General features: G+C 58.2%; 17 protein-coding genes. 13 read left to right on the top strand and 4 right to left on the bottom strand.

Annotation, left to right across the window (positions count from 1 at the left end; genetic code table 11):
- Positions 1-19: 19 nt before the first annotated feature.
- Positions 20-859, bottom strand: a complete 840-nt coding sequence (gene galU, locus QMK58_RS14160; protein WP_053157579.1) for a UTP--glucose-1-phosphate uridylyltransferase GalU — start codon at positions 857-859, stop codon at positions 20-22.
- A gap of 286 nt (positions 860-1,145) precedes the next feature.
- On the opposite strand from galU, the gene QMK58_RS14155 reads away from it, so the two are divergent.
- Together QMK58_RS14155 and QMK58_RS14150 are read left to right on the top strand one after the other, a co-directional pair.
- Complete coding sequence (locus QMK58_RS14155; protein WP_053160755.1) at positions 1,146-1,334, top strand: hypothetical protein; 189 nt, start codon at positions 1,146-1,148, stop codon at positions 1,332-1,334.
- A 137-nt stretch (positions 1,335-1,471) separates the two neighbouring features.
- A complete protein-coding gene (locus QMK58_RS14150; protein WP_053160756.1) occupies positions 1,472-1,753 on the top strand; it encodes a hypothetical protein in 282 nt (93 codons plus the stop codon).
- Between the two features lie 11 nt (positions 1,754-1,764).
- On the opposite strand, the gene QMK58_RS14145 is transcribed toward QMK58_RS14150, so the two are convergent.
- Together QMK58_RS14145 and QMK58_RS14140 are read right to left on the bottom strand one after the other, a co-directional pair.
- Positions 1,765-1,995 carry a hypothetical protein gene (locus QMK58_RS14145; protein WP_053160757.1) on the bottom strand — a complete coding sequence of 77 codons (231 nt, stop codon included), beginning with the start codon at positions 1,993-1,995 and terminating at the stop codon, positions 1,765-1,767.
- Between the two features lie 69 nt (positions 1,996-2,064).
- Positions 2,065-2,421: a hypothetical protein gene (locus QMK58_RS14140; RefSeq protein WP_053160758.1), complete on the bottom strand. Its 357-nt coding sequence runs from the start codon at positions 2,419-2,421 to the stop codon at positions 2,065-2,067.
- Between the two features lie 202 nt (positions 2,422-2,623).
- Between QMK58_RS14140 and QMK58_RS14135 the strand changes: the two genes are divergently transcribed.
- The 5 genes from QMK58_RS14135 (at position 2,624) to ada (ending at position 5,762) form a co-directional block, all read left to right on the top strand.
- Positions 2,624-2,926 carry a DUF1883 domain-containing protein gene (locus QMK58_RS14135; RefSeq protein WP_007946189.1) on the top strand — a complete coding sequence of 101 codons (303 nt, stop codon included), beginning with the start codon at positions 2,624-2,626 and terminating at the stop codon, positions 2,924-2,926.
- A 27-nt stretch (positions 2,927-2,953) separates the two neighbouring features.
- Complete coding sequence (locus tag QMK58_RS14130; RefSeq protein ID WP_156322361.1) at positions 2,954-3,130, top strand: hypothetical protein; 177 nt, start codon at positions 2,954-2,956, stop codon at positions 3,128-3,130.
- A gap of 105 nt (positions 3,131-3,235) precedes the next feature.
- Positions 3,236-3,940 carry a 2OG-Fe(II) oxygenase gene (locus QMK58_RS14125; protein WP_320396474.1) on the top strand — a complete coding sequence of 235 codons (705 nt, stop codon included), beginning with the start codon at positions 3,236-3,238 and terminating at the stop codon, positions 3,938-3,940.
- Positions 3,930-4,610: a DNA oxidative demethylase AlkB gene (alkB, locus tag QMK58_RS14120; RefSeq protein ID WP_053160760.1), complete on the top strand. Its 681-nt coding sequence runs from the start codon at positions 3,930-3,932 to the stop codon at positions 4,608-4,610. The genes QMK58_RS14125 and alkB overlap by 11 nt, the downstream gene beginning before the upstream one ends.
- A gap of 87 nt (positions 4,611-4,697) precedes the next feature.
- Positions 4,698-5,762 carry a bifunctional DNA-binding transcriptional regulator/O6-methylguanine-DNA methyltransferase Ada gene (ada, locus tag QMK58_RS14115; protein ID WP_053160761.1) on the top strand — a complete coding sequence of 355 codons (1,065 nt, stop codon included), beginning with the start codon at positions 4,698-4,700 and terminating at the stop codon, positions 5,760-5,762.
- Here ada and QMK58_RS14110 read toward each other — a convergent pair whose 3' ends face one another.
- Positions 5,763-6,746 (bottom strand): MDR family oxidoreductase, encoded by a 984-nt coding sequence (locus QMK58_RS14110; RefSeq protein WP_053160762.1) that lies wholly within the window; start codon positions 6,744-6,746, stop codon positions 5,763-5,765.
- A 585-nt stretch (positions 6,747-7,331) separates the two neighbouring features.
- Here QMK58_RS14110 and QMK58_RS14105 point away from each other — a divergent pair.
- The 6 genes from QMK58_RS14105 to QMK58_RS14080 all read left to right on the top strand — a co-directional run bounded on the left by QMK58_RS14105 (position 7,332) and on the right by QMK58_RS14080 (position 12,585).
- A complete protein-coding gene (locus QMK58_RS14105) occupies positions 7,332-7,631 on the top strand; it encodes a hypothetical protein (RefSeq protein WP_053160763.1) in 300 nt (99 codons plus the stop codon).
- 104 nt (positions 7,632-7,735) lie between these two features.
- Entirely contained in the window at positions 7,736-8,800 is a 1,065-nt protein-coding gene (locus tag QMK58_RS14100; RefSeq protein ID WP_053160764.1) for an NAD(P)H-dependent flavin oxidoreductase, read from the top strand.
- 152 nt (positions 8,801-8,952) lie between these two features.
- Complete coding sequence (gene modA, locus QMK58_RS14095) at positions 8,953-9,720, top strand: molybdate ABC transporter substrate-binding protein (protein WP_053160765.1); 768 nt, start codon at positions 8,953-8,955, stop codon at positions 9,718-9,720.
- A complete protein-coding gene (gene modB, locus QMK58_RS14090) occupies positions 9,721-10,401 on the top strand; it encodes a molybdate ABC transporter permease subunit (protein ID WP_053160766.1) in 681 nt (226 codons plus the stop codon).
- 3 nt (positions 10,402-10,404) lie between these two features.
- On the top strand, positions 10,405-11,484 hold the full coding sequence (modC, locus tag QMK58_RS14085) for a molybdenum ABC transporter ATP-binding protein (RefSeq protein ID WP_053160767.1): 1,080 nt from the start codon (positions 10,405-10,407) through the stop codon (positions 11,482-11,484).
- 75 nt (positions 11,485-11,559) lie between these two features.
- On the top strand, positions 11,560-12,585 hold the full coding sequence (locus QMK58_RS14080) for a DNA topoisomerase IB (protein ID WP_053160768.1): 1,026 nt from the start codon (positions 11,560-11,562) through the stop codon (positions 12,583-12,585).
- Positions 12,586-12,601: the final 16 nt, after the last annotated feature.

The following is a 12,601-nucleotide window of genomic DNA, read 5'->3' as shown; positions in this document are numbered from 1 at the left end:
ACAAGCAACTCAAGCGCTATCAGTAAGCCTTGCCTGTCTTGTAGAAGTTCTCGAAGCAGAAATTGGTCGCGTCGATGTAACCTTCAGCGCCGCCGCAGTCGAAACGCTTGCCCTTGAACTTGTAGGCCATCACGCAGCCGTTCTGAGCCTGTTTCATCAACGCGTCGGTGATCTGGATTTCGCCGCCCTTGCCTGGCTCGGTCTGTTCGATCAGGTCGAAGATGTCCGGGGTCAGGATGTAGCGGCCGATGATGGCCAGGTTCGACGGTGCGTCTTCAGGCTTTGGCTTTTCAACCATGCTGTGGACACGGTAGATGTCGTCGCGGATCATCTCGCCGGCGATCACGCCGTACTTGTTGGTCTCTTGCGGGTCGACTTCCTGGATGGCCACGATCGAGCAGCGGAACTGCTTGTACAGCTTGACCATCTGGGTCAGCACGCCGTCACCGTCGAGGTTGACGCACAGGTCGTCCGCGAGCACCACGGCGAACGGTTCGTCGCCGATCAGCGGACGACCGGTCAGGATCGCATGGCCCAGGCCTTTCATTTCGGTCTGACGGGTGTAGGAGAACGAGCACTCGTCGAGCAGCTTGCGAATGCCGACCAGGTATTTTTCCTTGTCGGTGCCCTTGATCTGGTTTTCCAGTTCATAGCTGATGTCGAAATGGTCTTCCAGGGCGCGCTTGCCACGACCGGTGACGATGGAGATTTCGGTCAAGCCCGCATCCAGGGCCTCTTCAACGCCGTACTGGATCAGTGGCTTGTTCACCACCGGCAGCATTTCTTTAGGCATGGCCTTAGTCGCTGGCAGGAAGCGAGTACCGTAACCGGCTGCTGGGAACAAGCATTTCTTGATCATAAAAGTCCTTGAAAGGGCTGTGTGTACGAGTTTCGGCGCAGTCTAATCAGCCAGTGAGCACCTTACAATGCCCAGCGCTGGCTAACCGATGCCAACATAGAGAAATATTTGCTCGGATAGTTCCCCGTGGGTTACGCAGTCAGCTGCGCAGCTCTTAGGGATAGCAGAGACTCGCAGAATTGCACGCGCCCCACCGACATAAACCCCGCGCCTCAACCTCATCAGCACCGATTGCGTGCATTTGGCGCTATCATGGCGCAATTGAACCAGCCAACGAGGCAAATAGATGTCGGCAGCAAAAAGCGTCAACGGGTACCTGATCAACAAGGCTAAAGATGGCCAATGGTGGGTCGACAGCGTCGGCGGTGAAAATATCGCCGGTCCTTTCCCTTCCGAAGCGATGGCAATCGAAGTGGCATCGGTGTTGCAACTGGAACATCCGGAACCCAAGCGACGCGGCAAGGACAAGAACTGATCGTCCCGTGCACGATCGTAGCCCTGCCATCGTGCAGGGCTTTTTTGTGAGCGCCCGCGAAGAAGTGGCCTTTCGCTATAACCTTTTGCCTGCGGCGCTGTCATAACCCTGGCCTACCCCCTGACGACGACCACGACATGACAAAATTTTTGCCTTTGATCGCATTACTGGCCCTGACCGGCTGCGCGACCTCCGAACAAACGTACCTGAACAATGGCGAGCAAGGCCTGGCAATTGATTGCTCTGGAGAAGCCAACTCCTGGGCCGCTTGTTACGAAAAAGCAGAAGCCTCTTGCGCGGGCACCGGCTACCGGATTGTCGGCACCGATGGAACGCCTTCACTCAAGGAAAGCGAAAAGACCCTTGGCGCCGACGTAGGGAACTACAAGAACCGCAGTGTCGTGGTGGTCTGCAAGTAAGGCGCCCTGCCCTACATGTGAATCTCGGCGAATTTGATCCCCAGACCGCGTATGGTCTCGATCAGCTCGTCGAGACTGACGAAGGATTCGACTTCGTCGTTTTCATCGACCAGAAAAAAACTGCGACCGGCGCTTTTTTTGAAAAACACGATCCATTCGCCGGGGTCAGCCGGACTCTGAATCACATGGGTCGCAGAGATCAGACCCTCTGCATGGCATTCCCGTACCCGCTCTCGCTTCATACTCGACTCCATAAATGACAATGCCGCCCAAACCTCGCCCGGACGGCATCGATAACGCTCGACAGTCTATCAGCCGGAAATGCACGCGTTCACGGCATCGCTGACATCTCGGGGACGTACCGGAACGTTGGACATGCTCTCATGCAACTTGATGCTGCTGCCGCCAGAGCGTTCTTCGATATCGATGACGGCGGCCGGCCCCGAGGAAAACTTCTGCGGCACAATCACTCGCTCGCCGTCCTTGTGGGGTTCGATTTGCAAGGCGCCTCGGCTTTCGGCCAGCTTCTGGCTCAGGCACTCGGAATACTCATGGGGTTTCTTGCCTGAAATCACGTTCATGGTCGGCAGCGACTCGTTGATATCGGTGACACTTGCACAACCACTCATCGCCAACGCCCACGGCAGAACCCAGTAACCCCACTTCATACAAAACCTCCGATAAAGACTGTCGGACAGCGCAATGGCGTTTTTTCTCCGGGATATTGCGCTTCGAATGCACAATTACTGCTTTTATTGCCTTCAGGACCCTTCCCGGCCGGATAATTAGCTGTACGGGCTGATAAACTGCGCGCCATTGACCCATGCTATCGTTTTGATTTTGTAGAAAAAGCCCTTCTGGAGGCGCCCCATGAAATTTATCCATCAGCGCGAGCACCTCAACGAAGACGACATCGTCGTCATTCAATGCTCCCAAACGTGCAACATCCGTTTAATGAACGACGCCAACTTCCGCAGCTTCAAAAATGGCGGTCGTCATACCTATCACGGCGGCGCGTTCGATACATTCCCGGCTCGCATCACGGCGCCGAGCACCGGTTTCTGGAACATTACGATCGACACGGTCAACCGCCGCCCCATCAGTGTTACCCGCAAACCCACGCTGACTCATTCGATCAAAATCATCCGTCGCTCCAGCACTAAACTGAGCTGAGAGACAGACCGATATAAAGAAAGGCAAATGAACGTGGCTCAAACGACCAAATACGTCATCAAATACAAACTCAATGGCGAACGCCGCTTCGAGTTTGCGCAACTGGAAAATGGTACGGCTGAAGAGGCCAAAGCGGCGCTGGACGCTCTCCACGGTCCTGGCGACGATGTCATCAGCGAAATCAGCGTCAGCAAAGCGCTCTAATCAGCGCTTTGAGTGAACCCGACGCCTGAGTTCGACCGCAAGTGTCAGAGTGCGCAAGCCATTCCCACCTCTTAAGCTGGTCACCTCAAGCATCGAGGATCGGCAATGAGCGAGCGCTACCTGGACAAGCTGGACTGGCCCGGGCTGGAACAGCAGCTGGACGAGGATGGCTATGCGCTCATCCCGTCTCTGTTGAGCCGCAAGGCGTGCGATGAAGTGAGCGCCTTGTACGGTCAATCCGAGCCATTTCGCTCAGAGATCGTGATGGCTCGCCACGGTTTCGGTCGTGGCGAGTACAAGTATTTTGCTTATCCGTTACCCGATCTCGTAGCCCGCTTGCGCAGCGCGCTCTATACACGACTGGTCCCTATCGCCAATCGCTGGCATGCGCAGATGAGCCTGCCTTCGCGCTTTCCTGAATCCCATCAAGACTTTCTTGATCAATGTCATGCCGCCGGTCAGAAGCGTCCGACACCCTTGTTGCTGCAATATGGGCCAGGGGACTACAACTGTTTGCATCAGGACTTGTATGGCGAACACGTCTTCCCACTGCAAGTGGCAGTTGTGCTGTCAGACCCGGCACAGGACTTCAACGGTGGCGAGTTTGTAATGACCGAACAGCGCCCGCGCATGCAGTCACGTCCGATGGTCATTGGTCTGAAAAAAGGCGACGGGCTGATATTTGCCGTCAACCAGCGACCGGTCAAAGGCGTTCGCGACTATTACCGGGTGACGCTGCGTCACGGCGTCAGTCGCCTGCACAGCGGAAAACGGCATACCCTTGGAATCATCTTTCACGATGCGCTATGAGCTTATGAACCCGCATACGTTCGACCTGTTCACCGATGCCGAGCCAGAACAACAGCCCAAATGCGTGAAGATCGGCGAACAGTCCTGCGTGCTCAGAGGGTTCGCCTTACCCTGGCTGGACCGCGTGTTGCCTGCTCTGGAAGACGTCCTCATCGCGGCTCCGTTTCGCCAGATGGTCACGCCGGGCGGCTTTACCATGTCAGTTGCCCTGAGCAGTTGCGGCACGCTCGGCTGGACCACTGACCGCAGCGGATACCGGTACACCCGCCACGATCCGCAGACGGGAAAACCCTGGCCGGCGATGCCCGAGGTGTTCTTGCAGCTGGCACGATCGGCCGCCTGTGAGGCCGGATTTTCGGACTTCGTGCCTGACTCCTGCCTGATCAATCGATATATTCCCGGGGCGAAGATGTCTTTGCATCAGGACAAAGACGAACATGACTATGGGGCGCCCATCGTTTCGGTATCGCTGGGTCTGCCGGCGATGTTCCTGTTCGGCGGTTTTGAGCGCGGCGATAAAAGCCAGCGCATTCCATTGCTGCACGGCGACATCGTGGTGTGGGGTGGTGTCGATCGCTTGCGTTACCACGGCGTGCTGCCGATCAAGGCGGGAACCCATCCGCGACTGGGTGAGCAACGCATCAACTTCACGTTCCGCACTGCAGCCTGAACGCTGCGAGTTCGACCGCAAGCGCCGGAGTGCGATGCCACTGTCACGCGGGTTAACGTTCAGTAAATCCCTCAACGGACATGAGCCATGAGCAGTCAATCGAACCCGATCAACGCCGAAACCGATCCGCGCTGGGCTGCCGTTGTCGCCCGCGATCCCAAGGCAGACGGGCAGTTTGTCTACGCGGTGAAAACCACGGGCATCTACTGCAACCCCAGTAGCCTGGCGCGTTTGCCCAAGCCGCAGAACGTCGAATTTTTCGATACCGCCGAACAAGCGCAGGCTGCCGGATACCGACCGAGCAAGCGTGCTACGAAGGATCAAAGCGATGTCGCAGCGCAACATGCCGCCACTGTCGCTGCCGCATGCCGCCACATTGAAAACGCACCGACGCTTCCGGCATTGAGTGAACTGGCTGATGCCGCAGGACTGAGCAGTTTCCACTTCCATCGGGTGTTTAAAGCCGTCACCGGCCTGACACCCAAGGGTTACGCGACGGCTCATCGTTCCCGCCGGGTAAGAGAACAGCTGGCCCATGGCAGTTCAGTGACTGACGCTCTTTATGAAGCGGGCTTCAATTCCAACAGTCGTTTTTATGAAGCAGCGGATCAATTGCTCGGCATGAAGCCTGGCGATTACCGCGCAGCCGGTCAGAACAACGACATTCGTTTCGCTGTCGGCCAGTGCTCGCTGGGGGCGATTTTAGTGGCGCAGAGTGAACGTGGCGTGTGTGCGATCTTGCTGGGTGATGATCCGCACCAACTGGTGTGCGATCTGCAGGACAAGTTTCGGCGCGCCAACCTGATCGGTGCCGATCATGAATTCGAGCAACTGATCGCCAGGGTCGTAGGGTATATCGAGGCTCCGGCAATGGGCCTGGATTTGCCGTTGGATGTCCGCGGTACGGTGTTCCAGGAGCGGGTCTGGCAAGCGCTGCGCGAGATTCCCGTCGGCAGCACCGCCAGTTACGCCGACATCGCTCAGCGCATCGGATCGCCCAAAGCTGTTCGCGCCGTGGCTCAAGCCTGCGGCGCAAACAGTCTGGCAGTGGCGATTCCGTGCCATCGCGTGGTGCGCAGCGATGGCAACTTGTCGGGCTATCGCTGGGGCGTCGAGCGCAAACGTCTGTTGCTGGAGCGCGAGTCGCAATAATCAGCGATTCACATCCACCACGACCCGCCCGCGCAACTGGCCGGCAAGCAAGCGCGGAGCGGCGTCGATGGCTTCGCCCAAACCGATTTCATGACTGATCAGCGACAACAGATCGAAGTCCAGATCCGTGGCCAAACGATTCCAGGCTTCGATCCGCTTGGCTTTCGGCTGGGTCACGCTGTTGATGCCGGCCAGGGTCACACCCCGCAAAATGAATGGGGCAACGGACGCCGGGAAGTCCATGCCTTGCGCCAGGCCACACGCGGCGATGGTGCCGTTGGCCCTGGTGCTGGCACAGGCGTTGGCGAGGGTATGACTACCGACTGAATCGATGACCGCCGCCCAACGTTCCTTGGCCAAGGGCTTGCCCGGTTCGGACAGCGATGCACGGTCGATGATTTCGCGGGCGCCCAGTCGTTTGAGGTAGTCATGCTCCGACGGGCGCCCCGTGGATGCGACCACCCGATAGCCAAGCTTGCTCAGCAAAGCGATGGCGAAACTGCCTACGCCGCCGTTGGCCCCGGTGACCAGAACCTCGCCTTGTTCCGGCGTCACACCGTTATGTTCCAGTGCCAGGATGCACAGCATCGCCGTGTAACCTGCCGTGCCGACCGCCATCGCCTGGGCAGCGGTAAACGCCGTGGGCAGCGGGATCAGCCAGTCACCGTTCAGGCGAGCCTTCTGCGCCAACCCACCCCAATGTCCTTCACCCACGCCCCAGCCATTGAGCAGGACTTCGTCACCGACCTTGTAGTCCGTATGCCCGCTGACTTCGACCGTCCCTGCCAGATCTATCCCCGGCACCATGGGGAATTTGCGCACCACCGGGCTGCTGCCGGTGATCGCCAGGCCATCCTTGAAGTTCAGCGTGCTGTACGCAACACGCACGGTGACATCGCCCTCGGGCAGTTGATCGTCATTGATCTCTTGCAGTGTGGCCCGGTAACCGTTGTCGTCTTTGTCGATCAAAATACCTTTGAACATTGCGGCCTCTCAATGGAATCAATCAGGGGGGGGCATTTGAAATAACACAAGGCAACGTTTTGCCGTACTCGAGTTTAAGCCAACCGGCGAAAACGCCGGGCGATTCGAACAACGGCAACTATGCTTTTTTTTCGGTCTTTAAAAGCCGATAGTAGCGGTCCCGTCGATGGAGCTGACAATGTCTGGAATGCGCTTGTTCACCGCTACACACCCTGGACAGGCTGGACGTTCGGTTTTGGTTTCGGCTGGAGTTGGGGTGGCAGCACGGTCGCCGTGGGTTGGGGTTGGGGTGCCTACCCATGGTGGGGCAATTACGGTTGGGGTTATGCCTGGGGTCCGCACCGCTACCCCGCCCCGATGCCTTGAGGTGGTGCAGCTTACGGCTATCGCGGAGGCGCCGTTGCCTGGGGACCGGGTGGTTGGGCGGGAACCACCGGTAACGTCTACCGGCAGTGGGGCGATCGCGCTTCGGTCCGCCGCTATGGCGCTGGGTACAATGCCTGGACCGGCAATCGCTGGGTCGGTGAAGTCGGTGCTTCCTGTAATTCACGGACCGGCATCGCGGCGGCGGGTCAACGTGGCGCGGTGCACAACGTTTACACCGGCAACTATGCGGCAGGTCGCAGCGGCGCGCTGAAGGGTCCTGAAGGGGGGGCAATGGCCGACCAGCACGTGACGGCAGGCAACGCGCGCAACGGGGCCCAGGTCACCGCCAATCGCGGAGCGGTTTACACCCCGAACACCGGCAACACCACCCAGTATGGCGGTATCCATAATCGCAACTGCGGCATCGCTCACGTCGGCAACGATCGATTCAACAACTATCACTCCTCATCCCAGTTGATGAATCACTCTTTCGGTGGCGGTGGATTCCATCGACGCTGATAGCTGACACGCGAAGCGAAAAGACGACTGGCCTCGCACCAGTCGTTGCGTTACAAATCTGTCCTACCGTCCCGCCCCGGATTCACCGTCGGAGAACACTGCACATGAACCAATGGCCAGATACCCGCATTCTTGATTTGCTCGGAATCGAACTGCCGATTATCCAGGCCCCCATGGCCGGCGCTACGCTGTCGTCCATGGTCATCGAAGCCAGCAACGCCGGCGGCCTGGGTTCAATGCCGGCCGCCATGCTGAGCACCGAACAGTTGCGCGAGGAATTGAAAACAATCCGCCAACACACCCAGCGTCCAATCAACGTCAACTTTTTCTGCCATCGTCCCTCGGCACCTGACGAACAGCGAGCACAGGATTGGAAAAACCTGCTGCAACCCTACTATCAGGAGCTGGGCGTCGACTTTGATGCGCCGACCCCGGTTTCCAACCGCGCGCCTTTCGATAATGCCGCGTGTGAAGTCATCGAAGAACTTCGCCCCGAGGTCGTGAGCTTTCACTTTGGCTTGCCGGAAAAAGCTTTGCTCGATCGCGTGAAGGCTACCGGGGCAAAAGTACTGTCGTCGGCCACCACCGTAAAAGAAGCAATCTGGCTGGAACAACACGGCTGTGACGCCATCATCGCCATGGGCTATGAAGCCGGGGGGCATCGAGGAATGTTTCTCAGCGATGACCTGAGCAGCCAGGTCGGGACTTTTGCATTGGTTCCTTTGATTGTCGATGCGGTGAATGTGCCGGTGATAGCTGCTGGCGGCATCGCTGACGCACGCGGAGTTGCCGCCGCATTCATGCTTGGCGCTTCGGCGGTGCAGGTGGGGACGGCGTATTTGTTCACGCCGCAAGCGAAGGTCAGCGCGTCCCATCACAAGGCATTGCGCACTGCCAGGGAAAGCGAGACGGCACTCACCAACATTTTCACTGGCCGTCCGGCGCGCGGAATCCTTAATCGGGTGATGCGTGAACTCGGGCCGATGAGCGCCAAGGCGCCAGCCTTTCCGCTTGCCGGCGGCGCGCTTACGCCATTGCGAGCCAAGGATGAAGCGGATTTCAGCAACCTTTGGGCCGGGCAAGCATTCAATCTGGGCGTAGAACTGTCCACCGCTGAACTTACCAAACGCCTCGCCGAAGAGGGTTTGGCGAGGTTACTGCGTCGCTAGATCTCACACCTTTCGCCGCTGACACGGCTCGGTCAGCGGCGACAAAGTTTCGACTGGCAAATATTCGGCGTTCCGTTTGCATACAATTCGCTATATATTTCTGTACATAGCGAATTACCCCCAGTTGCATTTGCCTACGACGGAGCCGTTTCATGAACCTGCGTGCCTCACGTTTCGCCCCTACCTGCCTCGCATGCCTTGTTACCGTATTCGCCCTCGGCTCCGCCCAGGCGGACGAAGTCCAGGTAGCCGTGGCCGCCAACTTCACCGCGCCGATCCAGGCCCTCGCCACCGACTTCGAAAAAGACACCGGGCACAAACTGGTCACCTCCTTCGGTGCGACAGGCCAGTTCTACACCCAGATCAAAAACGGCGCGCCGTTCGAAGTGTTCCTCTCGGCAGACGAGAGCACACCGAAGAAACTTGAAGCAGAAGGCGATACCGTCAAGGGCTCGCGCTTCACCTACGCGGTCGGCACTTTGGCACTGTGGTCGGCTAAAGAAGGTTATGTCGATGCCAAGGGCGAGGTACTGAAAAAGAATGAGTACCAGCATCTGTCCATCGCCAATCCGAAGGCCGCGCCTTATGGCCTGGCAGCGACTCAGGTGTTGGCCAAAGAGGGCCTGACCGAGAAGGTCAAGGACAAGCTTGTTGAAGGCCAGAACATCACCCAGGCCTACCAGTTTGTCTCCACCGGTAACGCAGAACTCGGGTTTGTCGCGCTGTCACAGATCTACAAGGATGGCAAAATCACCACCGGCTCTGCCTGGATCGTACCGGCCAGCCTGCACGACCCGATCAAACAGGACGCCGTAATCCTCAACAAGGGCAAAGACAATCCGGCTGCCAAGGCCCTGGTCGATTACCTCAAAGGTCCAAAAGCGGCCGCTGTCATCAAGTCCTACGGTTACGAGATCTAAATGTCCCTCACGAGTGCCGACTTTTCCGCCATTTGGCTGACCCTGAAACTGGCGTCCCTGACGACCGTCATTCTGTTGATCGTCGGCACTCCGATTGCCTTGTGGTTGTCGCGCACTCAATCCTGGTGGCGCGGCCCGGTTGGCGCGGTTGTCGCCCTGCCCCTGGTGCTGCCGCCCACGGTGATTGGTTTTTACTTGTTGCTGGCCCTCGGACCTCACGGGTTCATCGGACAGTTCACCCAGTCACTGGGACTGGGGACCCTCACGTTCAGTTTTGCAGGATTGGTGATCGGTTCGGTGCTGTACTCGATGCCGTTTGTGGTGCAGCCACTGCAAAACGCCTTTTCCGCAATTGGTACCCGACCACTGGAAGTGGCCGCGACGTTGCGCGCCAATCCATGGGACACTTTCTTCAGCGTGACCCTGCCTTTGGCTCGCCCCGGATTCATCACGGCGGGCATTCTCGGTTTCGCTCACACCGTCGGCGAGTTCGGCGTGGTCTTGATGATCGGCGGCAATATTCCCGATAAGACTCGCGTGGTGTCGGTACAGATCTACGATCATGTCGAAGCCATGGAATACGCCCAGGCTCATTGGCTCTCCGGGGCGATGCTGGTGTTCTCGTTTGTTGTTCTGCTGGCGCTGTACTCCAGCCGTAAAAGCAAAATCGGCTGGAGCTGATCGATGATTCACATGCGCCTGAAACTGGCTTATTCGGGTTTTGCCCTGGATGTCGATCTGCAACTGCCAGGGCGTGGCGTCACGGCGCTTTATGGTCATTCGGGTTCGGGCAAGACCACTTGCCTGCGCTGCATCGCCGGTCTTGAACGCGCCGATGAAGGCTTTATCCAGGTCAATGACGAAGTCTGGCAAGACAGCGAACAGAACATTTTCGTGGCACCACACAAACGCGCCTTGGGTTATGTGTTTCAGGAAGCCAGTCTGTTTCCCCATTTATCGGTACTGGCCAATCTTGAGTTCGGTCTCAAACGTATTGCGAAGCACGAACGACGTGTCGACATGGCGCATGCCACCGAATTACTGGGAATCAGCCATTTGCTGGACCGGCATCCGCAGCACCTTTCTGGCGGCGAACGTCAACGTGTCGGGATGGCCCGTGCCCTGCTCACCAGCCCAAAACTATTACTGATGGACGAGCCACTGGCCGCGCTGGACGCCCAGCGCAAAAGCGAGATCCTGCCCTACCTGCAACGGTTGCACGATGAACTCGACATCCCGGTGCTGTACGTCAGTCACTCCCAGGACGAAGTGGCGCGGTTGGCCGACCATATCGTCCTGCTCAGCGACGGCAAGGCACTGGCCAGTGGCCCCATCGGCCAAACCCTGGCTCGCCTCGATTTGCCGCTAGCGCTCGGGGACGACGCCGGCGTGGTGATCGAAGGGTGCGTCAACGCGTATGACACCCACTATCAATTGCTGACCCTGCAAATGCCCGACACCACGCTGAGTATTCGCGTGGCCCACACGCCACTGGAGGTCGGTCATACATTGCGCTGCAAGGTTCAGGCACGAGATGTCAGCCTGAGCCTGCACAATGTCGAGCAAAGCAGCATCCTCAATCGCTTGCCAGTCACCGTTGTCAGCGAATTGAACGCCGACAATGCCGCTCATGTCTTGATACGCCTTGATGCCGCAGGCACTCCGTTACTCGCACGCATTACGCGCTTTTCGCGGGACCAGCTAGGTATTCATCCCGGCCAGCAACTCTGGGCGCAGATCAAAGCGGTGGCGGTACTGGCCTGAAATTCTCGGCACGAGCGCAGCGGCGTGGGGTCAATGACAATAACGGCCCCTGATTCCATAACAAGGACTATCGCCATGTCCGATGTATTGCCTCCCGACCTGCATTATGTCGATGACACTCAGCCCGGAATCAGCCGTAGAAAACTGCGGGGCAAATTCTGCTATTTCGACCCGACAGGGCAGCGAATCACCGACGCGGATGAGATTAAACGCCTCAACGCGTTGGCGGTGCCTCCGGCCTACACCGAGGTCTGGATCTGCGCCGATCCCCGAGGGCATCTGCAAGCCACCGGTCGGGATGCCCGCGGGCGTAAACAGTATCGCTATCACGCACGCTGGCGGGAGGTGCGAGATGCCGATAAATACTTGCGCCTGCGGGATTTCGGACTGGTTTTGCCTAAGCTTCGCAAACAGCTGGAAGCGTTGTTGGCGGCGCCAGGCTTCAGTCGCGACAAAGTCATGGCCACGGTCATCACCCTATTGGATGCGACCCTGATTCGCATCGGTAACAGCCAATATGCACGGGACAACCGCTCCTACGGCCTGACCACCTTGCGCAGCCGACATGTTGAAATCAACGGCAGTGCGATCCGCTTCCAGTTCCGCGGCAAGAGTGGCATCGAACACCAAATCACGGTGAAAGACCGACGCCTGGCACGAATCGTCAAACGTTGCCAGGAGATCCCCGGGCAAAACCTCTTTCAGTATTTCGATGAGAACGGTGAGCGGCACAGCGTCAGCTCATCCGACATCAACACTTACCTGCAATCGCTCACAGGTGCCGATTTCACCGCCAAGGATTACCGCACCTGGGCCGGTAGCGTGCTGGCGCTGGCCACCTTGCGGGAACTGCGCTGGGAAACTGAACCGGACGCCAAGCGCCATATGGTCGAAATGGTCAAGAACGTTGCCACGCGATTGGGCAACACCCCAGCCGTTTGCCGCAAGTGCTACATCCACCCGGCCGTGCTCGACGCTTTTGTTCTGGGAACCCTGGTCGAGCTGCCCAAACCACGCGCCCGTAAAGGCCTGACGCCCGAAGAAGTCGGACTGGCGATGTTCCTGGAAACGATGCTGACCGCGCCTCAACCGACGAACTGACCTGTCTATTTTTTGC

This window comes from Pseudomonas sp. P8_241 (assembly GCF_034008315.1).
Classification (GTDB): domain Bacteria; phylum Pseudomonadota; class Gammaproteobacteria; order Pseudomonadales; family Pseudomonadaceae; genus Aquipseudomonas.
The sequence above is the reverse complement of the archived record's forward strand: the minus strand, read 5'-3'. Positions and strand labels throughout refer to the sequence as shown.

Excerpts from the sequence above, each read along its gene's own strand:
- modB (WP_053160766.1), top strand. The coding sequence starts at position 9,721 with ATGTCCCTCACGAGTGCCGACTTTTCCGCCATTTGGCTGACCCTGAAA.
- QMK58_RS14150 (WP_053160756.1), top strand. The coding sequence starts at position 1,472 with ATGACAAAATTTTTGCCTTTGATCGCATTACTGGCCCTGACCGGCTGC.
- galU (WP_053157579.1), bottom strand. The coding sequence starts at position 859 with ATGATCAAGAAATGCTTGTTCCCAGCAGCCGGTTACGGTACTCGCTTC.
- modA (WP_053160765.1), top strand. The coding sequence starts at position 8,953 with ATGAACCTGCGTGCCTCACGTTTCGCCCCTACCTGCCTCGCATGCCTT.
- modC (WP_053160767.1), top strand. The coding sequence starts at position 10,405 with ATGATTCACATGCGCCTGAAACTGGCTTATTCGGGTTTTGCCCTGGAT.
- QMK58_RS14145 (WP_053160757.1), bottom strand. The coding sequence starts at position 1,995 with ATGAAGCGAGAGCGGGTACGGGAATGCCATGCAGAGGGTCTGATCTCT.
- alkB (WP_053160760.1), top strand. The coding sequence starts at position 3,930 with ATGCGCTATGAGCTTATGAACCCGCATACGTTCGACCTGTTCACCGAT.
- QMK58_RS14155 (WP_053160755.1), top strand. The coding sequence starts at position 1,146 with ATGTCGGCAGCAAAAAGCGTCAACGGGTACCTGATCAACAAGGCTAAA.
- QMK58_RS14080 (WP_053160768.1), top strand. The coding sequence starts at position 11,560 with ATGTCCGATGTATTGCCTCCCGACCTGCATTATGTCGATGACACTCAG.
- QMK58_RS14125 (WP_320396474.1), top strand. The coding sequence starts at position 3,236 with ATGAGCGAGCGCTACCTGGACAAGCTGGACTGGCCCGGGCTGGAACAG.
- QMK58_RS14140 (WP_053160758.1), bottom strand. The coding sequence starts at position 2,421 with ATGAAGTGGGGTTACTGGGTTCTGCCGTGGGCGTTGGCGATGAGTGGT.
- QMK58_RS14130 (WP_156322361.1), top strand. The coding sequence starts at position 2,954 with ATGAACGTGGCTCAAACGACCAAATACGTCATCAAATACAAACTCAAT.
- QMK58_RS14100 (WP_053160764.1), top strand. The coding sequence starts at position 7,736 with ATGAACCAATGGCCAGATACCCGCATTCTTGATTTGCTCGGAATCGAA.
- ada (WP_053160761.1), top strand. The coding sequence starts at position 4,698 with ATGAGCAGTCAATCGAACCCGATCAACGCCGAAACCGATCCGCGCTGG.
- QMK58_RS14110 (WP_053160762.1), bottom strand. The coding sequence starts at position 6,746 with ATGTTCAAAGGTATTTTGATCGACAAAGACGACAACGGTTACCGGGCC.
- QMK58_RS14135 (WP_007946189.1), top strand. The coding sequence starts at position 2,624 with ATGAAATTTATCCATCAGCGCGAGCACCTCAACGAAGACGACATCGTC.